Here is a 19,355-nt window from a genome sequence, read left to right as displayed (position 1 = left end):
GATTTGAAGCGGCTGATCGGCTCGACTCCGGAGGCGACGCTGTTGCAAATGTCGCTGTGCCTGGTGGTTTACAATCTGATCCGGATGGTTCATCAATATGCGGCCGTCGCCAACGACAGGCCGCCGGAGAAGGTCTCGGGGGAGATGTTGTTCCGCGACGTGCGGTCCGAACTGACGACCGTGGCGAGGTTGCTCACCCCCGCCCATCTGGAACTCCTGCTGGTCCCTCTCGGGCCGGAGCAACTTCAGGCGTGGTTACTGAAGTTGCTTCAGGGAACGTGGCATCGCAAATGGACCAAGTCCGCCCGCCCCCGGCCCTCCGGTCCCCCGAAGCCAAAAACCAAGAAACTCCGGCAGGAAAAACCTCACGATTCTGTCTTCCGGGTCTTGCGGAGAACTCCTTGAAAGATCTTCACACGACTGCTGCGTCAGCGGTGGGGGTGGCCGTCACACTCTGAAAGCCACCCCCACCGCTCACGCAGTGGGGCTCTTGGGGATCTCACATCAAATGTTTCGGGATTTCACATCGAATGTTTGCTGCTTTTGCGTCAACGCTTCGGCTGGCTGGCTTCAAACGGCAGGCACACACACCACTTCAATTCCCGTCTCCATCAGCGCACCCACCAGCGGTTCGGTCGGGTCGGCGTCCGTGACCAGTGTGTTGACGGAGTTGGCCGGGGCGACCAGGAACGGTTCGGCGGTTCCCAGTTTCGTTCGGGAGGCAACCGCCACCACGCTCTCGGATTGCTCGACCATCATCGCTTTGACGAACGCCTCGTCCCGGTCGGGCACCGTCAGCCCGGCTTGCGGGTCAAGACTGCAGACTCCGAGAACACACACGTCAAACCGGTATCGGCGCAACGCCTCAACCACGTCCGGCCCGATCACCGTATGGGAGAAGCCGCTTACCTTCCCCCCGAGTTGAATCACCTCGACGCCCGTGCGGGCCGCCAGTTCGGTGGCCACCGGCAGGCTCACGGTGACCACTGTCCCCTGAAATTCCGGGGGAAGCAAGCGGGCGACCTCCAGAACCGTCGTGCCGCCGTCCAGACACACCGCCCGCAAGGAGGCGAGGCGCCCGGCGGTTCTCGCGGCAATCCGTTGCTTGACAAGCGGTTGTTGTTCAAGCCGCTCGCCATAAGGAATCGCCGCCGGCGAACGGGGCAGCGCGCCGCCATGAACTCGGCGAACCAACCCTTGGTCGGCCAGCGCCCGAAGGTCCCGGCGGATGCTGTCTTCGGACACGCCGAAACGGGCCGCCAGTTCGGCCGGAGTGGAAGGCTCGCCACCATCAACCAAGGCAACGATCTGGACACGGCGTTCGTTGGGACTCATGAATTCGACCTCCCGCTGGTGACACAACCAAGATAATAGCTTGAATTGTCGATATCGGCAGTCTAATAATCCATACGGGCACCACAAATGCCGAAATGGGATAAAAATTGTGAACACGGAACGCGGATTGGGCGTGTCGTCAAGGCTGGCGATATCGGGGTGGTTCTTGTTAAACGGCTTCGTCGTCGCCTCATGGGTGGCTCATATTCCGCGTCAGGCAACCGCATTGGAGATCCCGCCGGACACGCTTGGGCTGGTTTTACTCGGGATGGCGGTAGGATCGATTTTGGGAATGACCGCCGCCCCGGCGGCCATCCGACGCTTCGGCCCCGGCCGGGCTGCATGGGTGGCGGGGGTGGTTTTCGCGCTGCTGATTCCGCTTCCGTTGCTGGCCGGATCGGTGGTCGCCCTTGGCCTTTCCCTCGTCTTGCTGGGCATTCTGCACGGCTTTTTGGACGTGACCATGAATGCCGCCGCCGCAATCTGCGAACGTCATCTCGGCCGGCCGGTGATGTCGGCGTTTCACGGTTGGTTCAGCCTCGGCATGGTGGCGGGGGTGACGGCCGGTTCGGCCGCACTGGCCGTCGGACTGGCTCCCGCCGGTCATGCGGCCGTGGTGGCCGGGCTTGGTGTAACCCTGATGATGATGTGTCGGCCGGCAGCGTCCTCGAAGTCCGACGCACCGGTCGTTACCCGTGTGGAACATCATGACAGCGTGAATCATCGGGCCTATGCGCTGGCGGCCATCGCATTTGTCTGCCTGTTCCTCGAAGGGGCGATGGCAGATTGGGCCGGCTTGCTGGCGGTCACGTTCGGGGCGGGGCCATCTGTCGCGCCGCTCGCATATGCGGCTTTTACCGTCGCCTGGGCCGGCGGCCGCTTCCTCGGGGATCGGCTGACAGCTTCGGTCGGAGACATGATGATTGTCCGGGCCGGGGGCCTGCTGGCGGCGGCAGGTGTTGGTTTCGCTCTCCTCATCGGCTCGCCCGTTGGCGTGGCCGTCGGTTGCGCGATCACCGGGCTTGGGCTGGCGAACGCGGTCCCGGTTCTCTTCCGGGCGGCGGCGGGAACAGACCCGGCCGGGCGCGGACTGGCCTTGGTGACGGGAATCGGATACGCCGGTTTCTTGGTGGGGCCGCCGCTGGTGGGCTTCACCGCCGCCGCCGTCGGCCTGCCCCGCGCGATGCTTCTCGTTGTCGTCAGCGGGGTGTTGCTATCGCTCGGAGCGGTCGCCCTTCGGCGGCGTCCAAAAGCGACCGTCACCAAACAGATTGGAATCGACTGCCGGGCGATTCTCTTCGACATGGACGGCACATTGGTCGATTCGACGCTCGCATGCGAAACACTGTGGAGGGAATGGGCGGCGCGAGCCGGAGTTGATCCCGCCCCGATTCTGGCCATTCATCACGGCCGGCGCCCCGAAGAAACCCTGCGGCTGACCTATCCGGAACACGCGACCGCCGAGGCAGCCGGTTGGATTCAACAACACCAGATTGGCGTGATCGACGGCCTGAAACCGGTCGTCGGCGCGGCCGAACTTTTGGATTCGCTGGCCGACCGGCCGTGGGCGGTGGTGACATCGGCATCGCGGGCGCTGGCCGAAAGCCGTCTCCGGGCCGTCGGACTGTGGCGAGGGGTATTGCTGATCGGCGCGGACGATGTGGCCGAGGGAAAACCATCACCGGAGGGCTATCTGGCGGCCGCCCGCGCCTTGGGTGTGCAACCCGGCGAATGCGTCGTGGTAGAGGACGCGCCGGCCGGTGTGGAGGCGGGCAAGCGGGCCGGAATGGCGGTGGTCGCGGTGACCACCACCCACGCCCCGACCGCCTTGGCGACCCCTCATGTGGTGCGCGACCTCGCCGGAGTGTCGGCCACGCCGGACGCCGAGGGAATCATTCGGCTGGCGTTGACTTGGTGATGGGATGCTTTGCATCTTCCTGCGATGCGGTCAATCAAATTGCGAAGACACCCGGTGATGCTGCGGAGATCCGAAAGGTTGCATCTGTATTCGGTTTTGAAGTAAGATAAGCAACGATTGTGCTCGCCAGCCGAACGGGATTGTGATGGGTGAAGAACACAAGAAAAACGCCCGTCCATCCTCCCGTGGAAAGCACGAAAAAGGACAAACCCGCAAGCAAAGGGACGCAGGCGGTGAGAAGGGTGACAAGCGGCGCAAAAAACAGCAGCGAAAACGCAAACGCCCTCCGCAAGAATAGAAAGGCGCAATGGACATGGTTGCTTCCGCGATTAATAACCAGACCGTCGAAACGCTCATTGAACAAGGCGCGTGGGAAGAGGCTCGAAAGCTCATCGAACAAGAGCTTTTGCGGGAGCCGGACAACCATTGGCTCCTGACTCAACTGGGAGTCACCTTCTATGAACAAGGCCGATACCGGGAATCATTGCGCCCGCTTTTGGAATCGCTTGAAATCGTGCCTGATTGTCCGCTGACACTCTGGAATCTGGCGGGCGCGCTGGATGCCCTTGGAAAATCTGAGAAAGCGATTGAGATTTACACCTGGCTTTTGAGAAGCAAAAAAACAGCGGCCGACGACTCTTGTTGGGAAAGCCAAGAATGGGCGGACGCACTGAAAACAGATTGTGTCTTTCGGGTTGGCGTTTGTTTTCAACACTTGGACAACCGGGAATCAGCCGAGAATTGCTTCCGGCAGTACATCAACTTGCTGCTCGCCGGGCAAAATGGAATGTACTCCGTCGAAGAAGCGGCGAAGCACATTCGGGATCTGCACGGCAAGGGCAAACGACTTGCCGGCAAGGACGCGCGGGATGTGATCGGCCTGACACTCCAAGACTCGGGCATTCAGTCAATTCAAGGCGGCCGCCGAAAACTGCCCAAGCTGTCACTTGCGGAATTGCTGGCCACCTGACGGAACATGATTTCGCATCCGCCGGTTGCCGTGTTTACGGGTGACGAAGCGGAGAGTTTCAACCTCTCTCCACAAACAAAACCGCCCCGGTCCAAATGACCGGGGCGGCTCGTTGTCAAATCACCAACAACTCTTTACAGTCCGCCGAGATCAACAGCCCGGCCGTCGGAGCGGTTGCCGATGTTGTTGAAGAGAGTGGCGTCCACCGAATAGCGGATGAGGCGAACGGAACCGTCGCCGAACAGGCCGTTGACGCCGGCAATGTGGGCGGAGCCGAATTCGTAGCCATTCATCGACACGGGGGCGTCCCGCTGCGGCACATAGCCGGTGTAGCGCACCACGTCCGGATCCCAGCCATCAATCCAGCCTTGGTCGTCGTTCCAGTCGCCGGTCGCATAGTTCAGCGAATTGAGGCGTTTCTCGCTCACCATCAAGGTGTTCGAGAGTCCGTCGGTGACGGAGGACAGCGGAATGCCGAGGCTGCCGTTGCCGTCAATGCCCTTCCGCACGATCATCCCGTTGTACGCCACGCCGGTCGGAACCCCCCACGTGTTTCCATACCAGTATTGGTCCCAACTGTTCGGCGAGTCGGCGGGGGTGGCCGAGGCGTAATCCATCAAGGCGCATCCCGTCGAGGGGTTGCGGGTGTCGCCACGGCGGGAGGGGCAGTTGTAGGTTTTGACAAACATGGTTTCGGCGACGCCATACGTCTGCTTGCCCAAATTGTCCTGTTCGATGAAGGGCAAAATGTGCCAGGCCCAGCCAGAATCATCCAGATTGCTGCCGCCGGACCAGGGGATGGTGCCGCCGTGCGGAAGGGCGCCCGTCGTGTCGTGGAAATTGTGCATGGCCAGACCGATCTGCTTCAGATGGTTGGTGCATTTCATCCGGTTGGCGGCCTCCCGGATCTTCTGCACGGCCGGAAGCAACAGCCCGATCAGAATGGCGATAATTGCGATGACGACCAGCAGTTCGATCAGCGTGAAGCCTGATCGACGGTCGCGGAGAGAATGGGACACAAGAACCTCCGGTAATGGAAAAATAAAACAATCAAAAACCGGCGAACGCCGGAAAAGAGTCACTTGGGTTGTTTGATCGCCGCGAAGCGTTTGTTGAACGTTTCGTCGTCGACTTCCTCGATTTTGCCGACGGCATCGGAAACGAACCTTTTGCCGTTGACGCCTTTTTGCTCCCAGACCACCATCTGGGCGCCATCCGGCCCCGGCGCCCCGAGCCGGGCTTTCCAAACAATCCCGTAGGGTTCGTTGTCCCGAGGCGAGACAAACAACTGATCCAATTTCGCCGGGTCCACCCCGAAGGTCGTGAAATCAGCCGGGGACATGGCGCTGATGAATTTGCGGAACTCCGCCTCGTCCGCCGGTCCCTGCCCTTTGTGTTTGCTCAGGTAGCGACCGAAAAACACGGTAAGGGCTTTGAGGTTCTTTTCCGTGGGGGAGGCGGCTTTGGGTTCCGGCGCGCACGCGGGCAGATTTGTCAGCAATCCGAGGGTGGTCAACATCAAGATGAATCGGATCATTCGAGCGGGAGAGGGCACGAAATTTTCCTGAAATTGAATGGAAGTTTCATATTTAACTCATTTAAATGATCGCGGTCAATCAGATTAATGCAAATCACTCGCAATCTCGCAATCGTTGTTTACGACGACCCCGAGGGGGCCGTGCCCCTCGAATCGTCCCACGGCCAGAAAATGCCGTCGGACATGACCGAGGGGACCATATGGGGACCGACTGTTATTTCATCGTAATTTTGAGGTTACTGGTCGTGATCCCGATCATCGCCCAAATGGCCGCGATGGTGGGTGTGTTGGATCTGATGCTCGACTCGGCGGCCGGAAAAGCCCCGAATGCCCCGCCGCCGGTCGATCTGACCGACCCCATGTACGGCGAGGCAAGGGTGGACACCAAGCCGGACTACTTCACGGACGGGGTTGTCAGGTGAAAACGCCGCTGCCGCCGTCGTTGCTGGTGCCGGGAAATCCACCCGACGATTGGGAGCGAATCGCGCTGATCAAATTTGTGATGCCCGCAAAATCCGCCAACAAATCCGCCGTGGGAATTCCCGGGTTCTCCGTCCTCTCAATCAGACGCTCCAGTCTTGCCGCAATGCGGGCGTGAGCCGCCGAACCTATCTCCCTTTTGGACTCGTCAAGCTCCAAATACTGTCTCGTTTTCTCGATCTCGGCCATCAGGTCGGCACGTTTCTTTTTGGCCGCAGGCACGCCGACGGAGACCGGCATCCCGTCCTCCTCCAAGGCCGCCGCCATAAAACGGTCGTGGTCGGTGATCATGGCGCCATCCCAATTCTCGACAGGAAATCAGCCGCCTGTTGTTCAGTGTACTCGAAATACGCCAAGTCATAATAGCCCGGATCCGGCCCGAGCGACGTCATCCGGCAGCGGTTGGTGTAAAAGGGTTCCGCTTGGGGCAGAGAGTGGAGGCCGACCCGTCCACCCAATCCCCGCCCGAGGCTGATAAAAACGGCCTCGGCAATTAGCAAAGTGCCTATGCCCGCAAAACGCGCCGACGCGCCAAGGTTCCAAGGCGCGGTTTCCAGATAATCGACGTAGAGGACACCCGAGGCACCGATTTTTGATGGCTCCGGGAACGTTTTGACGGCCATCAGCCCTTGCGGCTGCCCTTCACACCAGACGGCCGTCAACATTTGTGCCCCGGCCCCGACCGAACCGGCTTTGTCTCTCCAATCCCAATGACTGTGCTCCCCCGTCATCCTCTAGAGGTTCCATTTGCGCTCGACGATCGCCAGCGTGGTCAGCGGCGCGTCGCCGACCATCTCGGCGTCGACGAGCGACGGCGGGCTCGTCCGCTTGTCCACGAGTTTGGTCGGCGTGGTCGTTGGCAAGGTCGTGATTCGGTGGGCGGGAATGTTGATGGAAATAGAATCGAAGCGGGTGGCGTTGTCAACAGATTTCCATGAGAACCGCCGGCGCCCAATGAAAGCATAAATCGGGGGAATCGTTTTTTTCATTTAAGACCCCGTCTCGCCTCCCCGGCAGCCCCTTTTCCTTCCCGTTAACCTCCTCCGTTCCAATCGTCATTCCTGTTTGATGGCGTTCCATCGTCCGCGTCGCTACAATGTCCCGACGTGTAACGGTTACAAGTTTTTGCTTGTCCGTTGCCTGCTGCCCGTCGCATAATCAACGGATGTTATTTCCCGGCCATTACGGCCGCTGATCGAGGATGCGAATGATGACTCCTCTTCGCCGCTCCCGCGTGCTGCTCGGCCTCACCCTGTTCGGCGCCACGATGGCCCTGACCATCTCCGCGCAAGGGCAACCCGTCGGCATCGCCGTCGCCCCGCTCCCGCCGGGCGCCAAGATCGATGACAAGAAGAGCAAGAAGGACGACCGTGATTGGAACGAATCCATCACGCTCCCCGTCGAGCGGGAGGCCCACAACAAGATCGAGGCGGTGCAGAAATATCTCACCGGCAAGGAGACGATCACCCCGAAACTCTGGGGAGACATCATCTCCGTCCTTCAAGGGATGCTCGACGACCCGACCGACAAGTTCGTCGAAGTAAACGACGGGGCGGGCAAGCCGTCCAAGGTCAGCGTCAAGATCGAGGTCAACCGCATCATCGGCACCTTCAACGATGACGGCCGAAAAGACTACCAGCGCATCGTCGGACCGGACGCCGACGACAAACTGAAACGGGCCATCGAAGAAGGGGACATGGGCCTGATGGCCGAACTGTCCCAACGCTATCTGCACTCCAAGGCCGGCGCCGAGGCGACCATCCGGCTCGGCACCTGGCACCTGGACCGGGGCCGATACCAACAAGCCGCCCGCACTTTCAAAGACTTGCTGCAACGCAACCACAAAGACGAACTTCCGGCCCCGCTGCTGTTCAAGGCCGCCCTCGCCTACAAGCGACAGGGCAAAGACCCGGAATTCGCCAAGGCGGCCGAGAAATATTGGGACATGTTTGAGAAGGTAAGCAACAAGGACAAGGTGATGTTCGGCACGGCCGCCAATCCCGTGCCCGTTCCCTACGAGAAGCTCAAGACCGAATACGAAAAAGTCGTGGTTTCCGGCCCGCCGATGTTCACCGGCGAATGGGGCGTCTTCCGGGGCGACCCGACCAACAATGGCGTTGGCAAGGGGGGCACGCCCTTCCTCGAACCCCGCTTCACCTACAGCATTATCAACCCGATTGACGACCTGAACTACGAAACCAAGAAATCCGGTTTTGAAGTCATCAAGGACCGGATGGACAAGGCCCTCAAGCAGATGGACAACAAGGGGCAGGCCGCCATCCCCGGTTCGTTCCCGCTGGCCGCCACCGGCAAGATCGTCTTCCGCGGCTACGATGGCGTGTACTGTCTCGCCACGAAAGACAACGACAAGCTCGACCCGCCGATGAAGGCCGGGGAATTGTTGTGGAAGTCCGAGACGGACATGGGCCTCTTGCAAATGGTCCGCGACCTCGGGCCGCGCACGATGACGGACCAGTTCCTAAACTTCTACATGAACAGCGGGCCGCACTCGATCATCTTTGAAAACTCCCTGCTTGGCACGATGAGCCACGACGGGACCAACCTGTATTTCATCGACGACATGGCCGTGCCGCCGCACCCGCAACAGTTCATGCAAAACGTCAACTTCGACGGCCGGACCGTGACTTTCGGCGTGTTCCAAGACCCGGTGTTCTTCAGCAAACTGAAGGCCGTGAACATGGAAACCGGCAAGGTGGTGTGGAAGATCGGCGAGCGGACCCCGAACGCCGGGAACACCCCTGCCGCCGGAAACGCCCCGCTGAAGGAAACCACCGAAACTCTGCTGGCCGACTGCCTGTTCCTCGGACCGCCGCTGCCGCTCGGGGGCAAGCTCTATGTGGTGGTTGAAAAGGACGGCGACCTCCGGCTCGTCTGCCTCGACCCGACCAAGCTGGAACCCTCCAGCCGGCAACCCACGCCGGTGCCGTCGCTGGTGTGGTCGCAAGCCCTCGGCCAGCCGAACGGCCGGTTGCCGAACGATTCGCTTCGCCGCCATCAGGGCGTTCACCTGGCTTACGCGGACGGCATGCTCGTCGTCCCCACGAACGCCGGGGCCGTGCTGGGCGTGGACCTGTTCTCGCACAGCCTTGTGTGGGCCGCCAACTACAAGAGCAACAAGACCCTTCAACAACAGCCCCAAGAGTTTGAGGGCAAGGGCTTCCGCCGGCCGCAACCGTTTCCGGGCGGCATGGGAGGCAACGCCTCCTTTGACACCGGGCGGGAACGCTGGCACGCCAGCGCCCCGATCATCGCCAACGGCAAGGTCATCATCACCGCCTTTGATTCGGACACCGTGGAATGTGTGGATTTGCAGGACGGCCGATCCGTCTGGAAGTCTCCCATTTCCCGGCTGGACACCGACCTTTATGTGGCCGGTGTGTTCGGCGACAAGGTGATGATCGCGGGCAAGGGCTATGTCCGCTTCCACAGCCTCGCCACCGGGGTGCAACTGAAGGAACCGCTCGTCACCGGCATCCCGACCGGCATCGGCGCGGCGACCAAGGACACGAACCTTTACTATATCCCGGTGAAAGCCTCCAAGGACAAGAGCACCGAACCGGGCATCGTCGCCGTGGACACCAAGAACATGCTGGTGAAGGGAACTTCCCGCTCCCGCAAGAAGGAGAGCGCCGGGAACCTTCTCTTCTACGACAACGACGTGTATTCGCTGAACGCGAACAACCTGGCCTCGTTCCCGCAACTTGACCTCAAGATCCGCGAAACGCAGGAACGGCTGGCCAAGAACGCCGCCGATCCTGTGGGGCTGCTTGACCTCGCCATGCTGGAACACGATGACGGCCGGCTAACCTCGGCCATCGAAAACTACCGCAAGTGCCTCGCCAGCAAACCGGCCGAGGAAACGCGGGCCAAGGGCCGCGAAAAGCTGTTTGAAGCCATCACCGAACTGTTGCAGAGCGACTTCAACTCCGGCGAGAAGATGCTCGACGAGTACAAGAAACTTTGCGAAGTCGAAATCCCCGAGGCGGCCACCGAGGCCCAGCGAAAGATCCTGGCCGAGGAAGAGCTTCGCCGGAAATCAAACTTCTTCTGCCTCGTCGCCAAGGGGAAGGAAAACCAAGGCAAGCTGCTTGATGCCTTCGAGAACTACATGTCCTTCGGCACACTCGTCGGCAACAAGGAAATGGTGACGGTGATCGACGAACCGAACACCAACGCCCGGCCGGATGTGTGGGCGCGTGGCCGCATCCAGAACATGATCAAGAAGGCCACCCCCGAGCAGCGGAAGCCGCTGGAGGACAAGGTGGTCGAGGAATGGAACAAGGTCCGCGACACGAACGACGTGGAAAAACTTCGCGGCTTCGTGAAGGTGTTCGGCGGCATGTTCGACGCCGGGACCGAGGCCCGCATCACGCTGGCCGACAAGCTCGCGGCCACCAGCAACGAGGAAGACACGCGGGAAGCCGAGTACATGCTCTTCGCCCTGCGAACCGGGGAAGACACGGCCTCGGCCGCCAAGGCCACCGAGGCGCTGGCCCGGTTGTACATCCGCAAGGGTCTGCTGGACGACGCCGTCGGCATGATCAACGAACTGGGCCAACGCTTCCCCAAGGAAGTAATCAAAGACGGCAAGACCGGCGCCGAGTTCCTGACCGATCTTCAAACGGACAAGCGGTTCCTGCCGTACTTGGAACCGCCGACCGTGACCTGGACTCACAACAAACTCAAGGGGACGGAAATTGCCAGCGTCGGCGGCTATGACGCCCGCGCCAACACGATCAGCGTCACCCTGCCGCCGGACGCCCTGCCGTTCTACACGCGGAACCGGCTGGTGATCGACATGCAAAACCGCAGCGGCCAGGGCTGGGGTCTGAAACTCACCGACCGCGTGACCGGAACCGACGTGTTCACGTCGCCCGGCATCGGTTACCCGCAATGGCAATACCTCTTCCAGCAGAACAACATCCCTTACAAGATGGTGCAGATCAAGGGGCACATCGCCGTCATCTCGATGCACGGCAACCATCCGCAGACCGGCCAGCAAATGGCGAAGGTCCATGCCTTCGACCTCGCGGACAAGAAGAAACTGTGGGAAGTCGATCTCTTCGGGACCAACCCGAACCCGATTGTCCTGCAACAAGGGGCCGTCAACCAGCAAGTCGAGGCCGACGGCATCCGCGTCACCTATCAGGACGGCTGGTCGATGAAGGTGGGCCAGCAATGGGTGGTCGAGGCCGCTTACTCCGTGGTGCTGACCCGCGACGGGCTGGTCGCCAAGGACAACGCCCGAGGCACCGTCCTCTGGACCAAGTCCGGCGTGTCGTCCCGCACGCACCTGCTGGGGGATAGCGAACACGTCTTCACCTACGAAGCCAACCCGGACGGGGCGGTTTCGATGGTCCGCTGCTATCGGGCCGCCGACGGGGTGGAAGTGCAGATTCCCGATTCGTCGCAAGCCTTCACCAACATCAAGCGGACCAAAGTGTACGGCCGCCGCGTGTTGACCGGCGACGAGACGGCGGGCAAGAAGTGCGTCCGGTTGTACGACCTGCTGACCGGCAAGGACATCTGGAAACGGGACATCCCCGGCGACGGCTGGATGATCCATACCCAAATGGAAGGGCACACCGGCTACGTGACCGCCGCCGGTGATGTGGTCGTGATGTCCACGACGGACGGCAAGGACATCTTCAAGGCCAAGCTGGACGAATCGCTGAAGGCCCAGCACTTGGAGAAGGTAAACGAAGTGATGCTCTTCGGGGATGAAAGTCGGTTCTTCGTGATGCTGAACAAGCCCACGGAAAACGGCCGGTTCTTCAACCCGGTGTTCACGCAGTCGATCACCTCTGCCAAGGTAAACGGCACGATGTACGCTTTCTCTCGCGCCACGAGCAAGAAGCTCTGGCACACGGAAGAACAACTGGAAGACCAGAACATCGTCTTGGAGCAGTTCGGCGAGTTGCCGATCATCATGGCCGCGAACCAGTTCCAGAAGATCAACGCCAACGGCAACTTCGAGGGCCAGTTCATGAAGTTCGTGGCCATCGACAAGGAAACCGGCAAACTGCGATTCGCCAAGCAAGGACTGGCCCAAGGCCAGTACTACGCCATCCTGACCGACGCGAAGGCCGGCACCATCGAAGTGCTGAACCACAGCAACCAGCGAATCCGTTTCAGCCCGGACGACGGCAAGGACATGAGTTCGGCCACCCCGAAGACGTCGATGTACTCGACGGAAGACCGGACCGTTCCCGGCGTCCCGGTCCCGGCCATCCGAATCCAACGGCTCAACGCCGCCCCGGTCCGCATCAACGTCGCCCCGGTGATTGAGGTCCCGGTGGCTCCGGCCCCGCCAAAGGTGGTCAAGGACTGACAGAGAACCGAAAACCGCCTGTTAAACGATGACAACCAAGAGCCTTGCCGCGTGAGCGGCGAGGCTCTTGGTCATTGAGATCCCCTCTTTGGAAAGAAAGCCGCATGATCGATGCCGATTTGCTTGACCGGCTTGGAGGCATTGCGGCCACTCGTGTGCTGACGGAACCGCCTCCGAGAACGGCCACAGAAGCGGATCTGTTGCGGATAAACTCCCGACGGGACAGGATTTGCGAATTGATTGATGGCACGCTGACGGAGAAATCTCTGGAGATTCGCAAATCGATTTTGTCAGTCGAACTGGCCTGCGTACTTCTGAGATTTGTGCAACTTCATCAGTTGGGAGTCGTGGTCGGCGCGGGGTGCCCGCTCCGGATGTCCAACGGGAACATTCGCATTCCAGACATTTCATTCATCTCATGGGACCAGTTGCCCGGAGACGAAATCCCGGATGAACCCGTTTTCCACTCGTCCCCGTTTTTGGTGGTTGATGTGTCGGGAACCGGCAACACACCGGGAGAAATGCGTTTAAGACGAAAGGATTATTTCGCCTCGGGAACGAGGCTCGTTTGGGAGATCAGCTTGCCGAACCGGACGGTTCGGGTGTATGCAAGTGTCAAAGAACCGAGGTTGCTCACTGTCGAAGACCAACTGGACGGCGGTACGGTGTTGCCCGGTTTCAGTATGCCCGTGCGGGACATTTTCGAGGTGCTGGAACGCCGGGGGTGATCGGGTTTGCTCACGGGATGCGGAACGGACGGCAAGTCGCTTCGTAACTCGCCTCCAAATCCAAAGGCACCGCCAAGTCATCGTCAAGCCATAGCGGAACGGTTGGCAACGGTTGCCCAATCTCAAGTGGAAATTCCCACGTCTCCAGCCGGGATGGTCGATTGGCGAGGGAGACCGTCCGGCAGGCGGCGGCGTAAAGGGGCGGCGCGGCATCTGTGACTGGATGCCCAATCTCTGTCAACAGTTCCCGATACAGATTCGTTTGACGAGTCGTCACCAGATCGATGATTGTCACAGACACGCGAGCTTGCAACAACGCGACACACTTTGACACAAAGGCCCGGCGATGTTCCGGACGGTCTTTGTTCGACGGGCTGACGATTTCGACGGCCGCCACCAATTGACGGCCGCGTTCCGCGTCGTACACACGGACTTCAAATTCGTCGGCATCGGGCAGATCCGTTTCAAAGGAAAGAGTCGGACGTGAGGGAGCCCAGACCGCCGTTGCCACGCCTCCATCATTCTCAACCGGCAAAAACGATTCGATCTCGTCCTGTTCGTAAGCGGCCAGATCAACTTCGATGCGAGTGCCTTGGTGGGCACGCAAAGCGGCAACATATTGGGAAGGCAGCTTTTCAACGAGCGACAAAATCATCATCATCGGCCAGCCCGCATGGACACTTTCCCATGTGGTCAGGTCAAGCAGCGGCGGCCGGAAGTGGTCTCGCAGAGGCATGGCTTTCGCCTTTCAGAAATCGATCATCTTCTCACACAAATGTCACATCGTCGTATTCCAGCGCGTGGTCGAGCAAGTCGAGATAGGTTTTGCGGTGGATGTTGAAGCCGCCAAGGCTTTCGGTGTGTTCGGTGAGCATTTGCGTGTCGAGCAGCAGATAGCCGCGTTCGCGGAGATGCTCAAACAGGGCGGCGAGGGCCACCTTGGAGCCGTCCGTGCGGCGGAAGAACATCGACTCGGCGGCGAAGAAGCCGTTGATGGCGACGCCGTAAACGCCGCCGGCCAGTTCGCCGTCCTGCCAGGCTTCGACGCTGTGGGCGAAGCCAAGGCGGTGCAGGGTGGCGTAGGCCCGCAGCATCTCGGCGGTCACCCACGTGCCTTCGTCGCGGTTTTCACCGCAGGACCGCATGACGGTTTCAAATTCGCGGTTGACGGTGGTTTGAAACTTGCCCGAGCGGATTGTCCGGGCCAGTCGTTTGGAGATGTACATGCCCGCGTGCAGATCGAAGATCGCGCGAGGCTCGGGGGACCACCAGTAAAGCGGGTCTCCCTCGCTAAACCACGGGAAAATGCCCTCGGTGTAGGCCCGGAGAAGCATGGGGGGTTGCAGATTCCCCCCCACGCCGACCAATGGAGGGGCGTCGGGCAGCCGGGGGGACACCCACGGCACCTCTCGGCAGTCTTCCCAGGGCTTTTCGCTCACTTGCCAAGCTTCTCCAGCGACTTCTTGGCATCGGCCGCCACGGCCGAATCAGGGTACTTTTCCAGCAATTCTGTCAGCAATTTTCGGGCCATATCCTTCTTTCCCGTCGCCGAGGCGAGCTTCGCCTTGTCGTAGAGGGCGGCGGCGGCTTTGTCCGTGTCGTTCGCCGGGGGGGCGTCCTTCTTGACTTCTTCCTTCTTCATCTCCTCTTTCTTGCCCGTCTCTTTCTTGGCTTCCTTGGTGTCCTTGCCGCCCGGCGCGGTGCCGTCTTTGTAGCCGTGTTCTTTGCCGTTGGTGGTCAGGTAGATCATGCCGTCCTTCTGGTCGCCCGGCTTGGCGCTGTGGACAAACCAGCCCCAGTTCTTGTCCGCGCACAGCTTGTCGAGAGCCTCGGCCAGCGTCATTTCCCCCTTGAGTTCAAAAGAGGACGTGAGGGTCACCCCGGTGCCGGGGAACACGTCGATCTTGAGGGGAAGCCCGGCGGCTTCCTTGAAGGCGGCGGGGAGATCGTCGTTGATGATCGCCCGGAGCATCTTCTTTTCGATGTCCAGCTTCATCTTGACCGGAAGGCGCTTCTCGCGGGTCATTTTCGCCCCGGCACTGTCGGCCACTTCGGCCGCCTGCGGGGCTTGGATCACGAGGAGACAGGCGGCCGCGAACAGGCCGCAACCGATGAGAGTCCGACGCACGGGAGATCCTCCAAAAAAGGCGGGAGCAAGAGCGGGCGGGAAGGCTGTCTGGCGGGGTGAAAACCGCGGAAAATAGTTCGTTTCCCGCGCGTCTCCCAACCTAGGAACAGACGGTCGTTCCTTGTAGAATAACACGGATTGGCCAGACTTCCATATCCCATTTCCACACCCGTCGAAACCGGCGTTCCAAACGCTGTTTCTGGCGGGTGCGATGTTTGTGGGGAGGAGGTTCTTTTCTATCAAAAGCGAGGGACACCTTGGCGGACGCGACTCCCCCGGCCGGCGGGCCACCCATTTCCAACGGCGCCCCCGATGCCCCGATCCCGGCCCTCGACATCGAACACGAGCTGCGGGACAGCTATCTGACTTACGCGATGAGCGTCATCGTCAGCCGCGCCCTGCCGGACGTTCGCGACGGCCTCAAGCCGGTGCAGCGCCGCGTTTTGGTCGCCATGCACGACATGAACCTCTCGCCCGGTTCGCCGACCACGAAGTGCGCCGCCATCGTCGGCCGGACGATGGAACGGTATCACCCGCACGGCGACATGAGTATCTACGACACGCTTGTGCGTTTGGCGCAAGATTGGGTGTTGCGTTACAAACTCGTCCACGGGCAGGGGAACTTTGGCTCCGTCGCCGGTCTGCCGGCCGCCGCCCCGCGTTACACGGAAGCCCGGCTGATGCCGCTGGCCGCCGATTTGCTGGCTGATCTCGACCGGGAAACCGTCGATTTTATCCCGAACTATGACGGCAAATACCGCGAACCGCTGGTGCTGCCGTGCCGGGTGCCGAACCTGCTTATCAACGGGTCGGACGGCATCGCCGTCGGCATGGCGACGGAAATCCCGCCGCACAACGTGAAGGAAATTTGCGGCGGCCTCATCGCCATGATCGACAACCCGGAGATTACCCTCCCGGAGTTGATCCAGCAGCACGTCCACGGGCCGGACTTCCCGACCGGCGGCATCATTCGCGGCCGACAGGGCATCATCGACGGCTACAAAACAGGCCGGGGCCGCATCACGCTTCGCGCCCGCTGTGAAATCATTGAGGGCAAGAAGGCCCAAATCGTCATCAAGGAAGTTCCGTATCAACAAACACGGAACCGGCTTGCGGAGCAAATCGGCGAGTTGGTGAAGGACGAGCGCATCAAGGGCATCGACGAAGTGCGGGACGAAAGCGCCCCGCGCCTTGGCGAACCCGTCCGTCTCGTCGTGTACCTGAAGAAAGACGTCGATCCGCATCTCGTCCTCAATCAGCTTTACGAATATTCCCCGCTTCAGAAGACCGTGAGCATTATCCTGCTGGCGCTGGCCGACGGTCGGCCGAAGGTGCTGACGCTCAAGGAGATGATGCAGGAATTCCTGAAGCACCGCATTCAGGTGATCCGGCGCCGGACGGAGTACATGCTCCGCGAAGCCAAGCGACGCGGGCACTTCCTGGAAGGGCAATTGATCGCTTTCTCATCCATTGATGAGATCATTCGCATCTGTCGGGCCGCCCCGGATCGGAATGTCGCCAAGCAGCAATTGATGGTGATGACCGTCGCCGCCACTGTGCTGGGCCGGGCGTTGGGTGAAGAAGCCTTCACCGCCCTGCAACGCGAAATCGGCGTGCTGGACGAATACCACATGACCGAGCAGCAGGCCGAGGCCATCGTCCGCCTGCAGATCGGCCAGTTGGCGAACCTCGAACGGGATGAAATCTTCCGCGAATACGCCGGCCTGCGGGGCGAGATCCAGACCTACGAAGCCCTGCTGACCTCCGAGGCGACCATCCTCGCCGAAGTGCGGCAGGATTTGGAAGACGTTCGCAAGAAGTACGGCGATGCCCGGAAGACCGAAATCTCCAACGAAGGCGGCAGCGTCAACCTTGAAGACCTCATCAAAGAAGAGGATGTTGTCGTCAGCATTTCGCACGGCGGTTATGTCAAGCGGATGAACCAAAACACCTTCCGCACGCAGCATCGCGGCGGCAAGGGCGTGAGCGGTGGGGCGCGGGAAGAAGACTTCATCGAGCATTTCTTCGTCGCTTCCACCCATGCGTATCTGTTGGTGTTCACGAATCGCGGCCAGTGTCATTGGCTGAAGGTGTATGACATCCCCGAGGCGGCCCGCACCTCCGGCGGCCGGTCCATCGCCAACGTGCTGACCTTCCGGCCGGATGAAAAACTGGAAAGCCTGATTCCCGTCCGGCATTTCGAGGAAAACACCTTCCTCATGATGGCCACCAAGAATGGTCTTGTGAAGAAGACCGAGTTGACCGAATACAGTCGCCCGCGTCAAGGAGGCGTCATCGGCATCAACTTGGAGGAAGGTGATTCGCTGATCGACGTGGCCCTCGTGCGGCCGGGGGACGAAGTGGTCCTCTCCACCAAGCTCGGCATGGCGATCCGCTTCAGCGAAAGCGACGCCCGGCCGATGGGCCGCAACACGATGGGCGTGAAGGGCATCAGCCTGCGAGCCGGGGACGAACTCATCGGCATGGTGGTCGCCGACCCGGACGGGGCGCTCCTGACCGTCTGCGAAAACGGCTACGGCAAACGAACCCCGTTCGGCCCGAACACCGAAAGCGTGGAAGCCGCCGGCGACGAAACCGCCGACGAACCGGAAGTGACCGAGGTGATCGCCGGAGCCGGAACCGGCGACGGTGAAGAAACGGCCGCCGTCCCCGTCTCCGGGATGCGTTACCGCCGCCAACGCCGCGGCGGCAAGGGTGTGAAGGACATCAAGACGAGCGACCGCAACGGCAGCGTGGTCGGCGTCGTCCCCGTGCGTGGCGACACGGACGACGTGATGCTCATCACCCTCCAAGGCATGGTGACCCGGATCAAGGTGAGTGAAATCCGCATCGTTGGCCGCAACACTCAAGGCGTCCGCGTCATCACCCCCTCCGAAGGGGACAAACTCGCCTCCGTCGCCAAACTGGCCCGTGAAGAAGTGTCCACGGACACAGAAACGCCCGCCCCGGCCATCGTGGACGCCCCGCCGGTGGAACCGCCACCGACCGCCGAGTGAATAATGTGAAGCCGCGACGCGGAGTCTTCGGAGCGGAGCGCGGACTCCCGGCGTGTAATCGCCGACTGTTTGGGCAATCGCCCGACCCGGCAAGCCCGCGCTCCGCTCCGAAGACTCCGCGTCGCGGCTTCACGGTCGTTCACTTCTTCAACGTCGCGCAAACCTTTTGTCTCGGCCAATCAGGTCGGGTATAGTCAAGACATCAAAAGCACTCGCTTTTCCAAATCACACTCGATTGGAAAATAACCGCCTTTGGGGTCCTCTCACTCAATGCCCGCCTCCACGTTTGAACTCGTCTTTCACCCGAACAACACGGCCTCATGGCTTCATGATGGCCGACCGGTCGGCTCCGAGATCTCTGTTTCCGGAGTGACGGCCAAGTCGCTTGGCGAAATCCGGCTGGCGTTTCAGGCCATTTTCGACAGGCCGGGGCGTCCCGTCGTTGATCCGGAAATGCTTCGGTCGCTTGGCCGGATTCTCTACGACACGTTCTTCAAATCAGTTGAATCCGATCTCCCGTCGCCGTCGGCGGGCGGTTCGCGCACGCTGTTCATCCGAAGTGCCGATCCGGCGATGTTCAATCTCCCTTGGGAGTTGGTTTGGCTGCCGGGGAAAGACCTGCCGATCGGGTGTGATCCGACATGGGCGGTCCTTCGCGTGCCGGGGGCGCCGTGTCCGGCGGCGGCGCCCGATCCAGGGCCGGTGCGGTTGTTGTTCCTGGCGGCGGCGCCGAGCGGGGGAGTCCCGCTGGATTTCGAGAAGGAAGAAGACGCGATGTTGCGGGCCACGCAACGGCTCAAGGAAAACATCATCGTCCTGCCGTTTGCCGAGACCGGCGGGCTTGATGAACTCGCCAAACTGGTCGCCGAACATCGCCCGCATGTGGTTCA

At 60.9% G+C, this 19,355-nt stretch carries 17 protein-coding genes; 8 read left to right on the top strand and 9 right to left on the bottom strand.

The genetic code is table 11. The features are described from left to right. Nucleotides 1-405: hypothetical protein (locus BGIM_RS0113530; RefSeq protein ID WP_029630020.1), on the top strand; the 405-nt coding region annotated here is incomplete at its 5' end. 165 nt (nucleotides 406-570) lie between these two features. On the opposite strand, the gene BGIM_RS0113525 is transcribed toward BGIM_RS0113530, so the two are convergent. Beyond that, nucleotides 571-1,335 carry a DeoR/GlpR family DNA-binding transcription regulator gene (locus BGIM_RS0113525; protein WP_020470301.1) on the bottom strand — a complete coding sequence of 255 codons (765 nt, stop codon included), beginning with the start codon at nucleotides 1,333-1,335 and terminating at the stop codon, nucleotides 571-573. Between the two features lie 109 nt (nucleotides 1,336-1,444). Between BGIM_RS0113525 and BGIM_RS57420 the strand changes: the two genes are divergently transcribed. Continuing rightward, entirely contained in the window at nucleotides 1,445-3,253 is a 1,809-nt protein-coding gene (locus BGIM_RS57420) for an HAD-IA family hydrolase (RefSeq protein WP_020470300.1), read from the top strand. Between the two features lie 307 nt (nucleotides 3,254-3,560). Then, the gene (locus BGIM_RS0113515) at nucleotides 3,561-4,223 is read left to right on the top strand and encodes a tetratricopeptide repeat protein (protein ID WP_020470299.1); all 663 of its coding nucleotides are present in this window, start codon (nucleotides 3,561-3,563) and stop codon (nucleotides 4,221-4,223) included. Between the two features lie 134 nt (nucleotides 4,224-4,357). Here BGIM_RS0113515 and BGIM_RS0113510 read toward each other — a convergent pair whose 3' ends face one another. Both BGIM_RS0113510 and BGIM_RS0113505 read right to left on the bottom strand, forming a co-directional pair. After that, nucleotides 4,358-5,242: a DUF1559 domain-containing protein gene (locus tag BGIM_RS0113510; protein ID WP_020470298.1), complete on the bottom strand. Its 885-nt coding sequence runs from the start codon at nucleotides 5,240-5,242 to the stop codon at nucleotides 4,358-4,360. A 59-nt stretch (nucleotides 5,243-5,301) separates the two neighbouring features. Then, nucleotides 5,302-5,742, bottom strand: coding sequence for a hypothetical protein (locus tag BGIM_RS0113505; RefSeq protein ID WP_157368961.1), 441 nt, complete (start codon nucleotides 5,740-5,742; stop codon nucleotides 5,302-5,304). Between the two features lie 218 nt (nucleotides 5,743-5,960). On the opposite strand from BGIM_RS0113505, the gene BGIM_RS62845 reads away from it, so the two are divergent. Then, nucleotides 5,961-6,182: a hypothetical protein gene (locus BGIM_RS62845; RefSeq protein WP_020470296.1), complete on the top strand. Its 222-nt coding sequence runs from the start codon at nucleotides 5,961-5,963 to the stop codon at nucleotides 6,180-6,182. Here BGIM_RS62845 and BGIM_RS0113490 read toward each other — a convergent pair. The 3 genes from BGIM_RS0113490 to BGIM_RS0113480 all read right to left on the bottom strand — a co-directional run bounded on the left by BGIM_RS0113490 (nucleotide 6,175) and on the right by BGIM_RS0113480 (nucleotide 7,229). After that, complete coding sequence (locus BGIM_RS0113490; RefSeq protein WP_020470295.1) at nucleotides 6,175-6,531, bottom strand: hypothetical protein; 357 nt, start codon at nucleotides 6,529-6,531, stop codon at nucleotides 6,175-6,177. The two genes, BGIM_RS62845 and BGIM_RS0113490, sit on opposite strands and share 8 nt — an antisense overlap. Then, on the bottom strand, nucleotides 6,528-6,905 hold the full coding sequence (locus tag BGIM_RS50245; RefSeq protein ID WP_157368959.1) for a hypothetical protein: 378 nt from the start codon (nucleotides 6,903-6,905) through the stop codon (nucleotides 6,528-6,530). The genes BGIM_RS0113490 and BGIM_RS50245 overlap by 4 nt, the downstream gene beginning before the upstream one ends. A gap of 69 nt (nucleotides 6,906-6,974) precedes the next feature. Beyond that, nucleotides 6,975-7,229, bottom strand: a complete 255-nt coding sequence (locus tag BGIM_RS0113480) for a hypothetical protein (protein WP_020470293.1) — start codon at nucleotides 7,227-7,229, stop codon at nucleotides 6,975-6,977. A gap of 218 nt (nucleotides 7,230-7,447) precedes the next feature. Between BGIM_RS0113480 and BGIM_RS0113475 the strand changes: the two genes are divergently transcribed. Both BGIM_RS0113475 and BGIM_RS0113470 read left to right on the top strand, forming a co-directional pair. Next, the gene (locus BGIM_RS0113475) at nucleotides 7,448-12,592 is read left to right on the top strand and encodes an outer membrane protein assembly factor BamB family protein (RefSeq protein ID WP_020470292.1); all 5,145 of its coding nucleotides are present in this window, start codon (nucleotides 7,448-7,450) and stop codon (nucleotides 12,590-12,592) included. A 104-nt stretch (nucleotides 12,593-12,696) separates the two neighbouring features. Continuing rightward, nucleotides 12,697-13,320, top strand: coding sequence for a Uma2 family endonuclease (locus BGIM_RS0113470; RefSeq protein WP_020470291.1), 624 nt, complete (start codon nucleotides 12,697-12,699; stop codon nucleotides 13,318-13,320). A gap of 10 nt (nucleotides 13,321-13,330) precedes the next feature. On the opposite strand, the gene BGIM_RS57415 is transcribed toward BGIM_RS0113470, so the two are convergent. The 3 genes from BGIM_RS57415 to BGIM_RS0113455 are packed head-to-tail and all read right to left on the bottom strand — an operon-like array spanning nucleotide 13,331 to nucleotide 15,448. Continuing rightward, complete coding sequence (locus BGIM_RS57415) at nucleotides 13,331-14,056, bottom strand: DUF4058 family protein (protein ID WP_020470290.1); 726 nt, start codon at nucleotides 14,054-14,056, stop codon at nucleotides 13,331-13,333. 31 nt (nucleotides 14,057-14,087) lie between these two features. Continuing rightward, nucleotides 14,088-14,759 carry a leucyl/phenylalanyl-tRNA--protein transferase gene (gene aat / locus BGIM_RS0113460; protein WP_020470289.1) on the bottom strand — a complete coding sequence of 224 codons (672 nt, stop codon included), beginning with the start codon at nucleotides 14,757-14,759 and terminating at the stop codon, nucleotides 14,088-14,090. After that, a complete protein-coding gene (locus BGIM_RS0113455) occupies nucleotides 14,756-15,448 on the bottom strand; it encodes a tetratricopeptide repeat protein (RefSeq protein WP_020470288.1) in 693 nt (230 codons plus the stop codon). The genes aat and BGIM_RS0113455 overlap by 4 nt, the downstream gene beginning before the upstream one ends. Before the next feature lie 257 nt (nucleotides 15,449-15,705). On the opposite strand from BGIM_RS0113455, the gene gyrA reads away from it, so the two are divergent. Then, on the top strand, nucleotides 15,706-18,465 hold the full coding sequence (gene gyrA / locus BGIM_RS0113450) for a DNA gyrase subunit A (RefSeq protein ID WP_020470287.1): 2,760 nt from the start codon (nucleotides 15,706-15,708) through the stop codon (nucleotides 18,463-18,465). 270 nt (nucleotides 18,466-18,735) lie between these two features. Continuing rightward, on the top strand, nucleotides 18,736-19,355 hold a 620-nt coding region (locus BGIM_RS64810; RefSeq protein WP_040888845.1), incomplete at its 3' end, for a hypothetical protein.

The sequence above is a fragment of the Zavarzinella formosa DSM 19928 genome, from assembly GCF_000255705.1.
Classification (GTDB): domain Bacteria; phylum Planctomycetota; class Planctomycetia; order Gemmatales; family Gemmataceae; genus Zavarzinella; species Zavarzinella formosa.
This window is presented reverse-complemented; position numbering and strand designations above follow the sequence as displayed.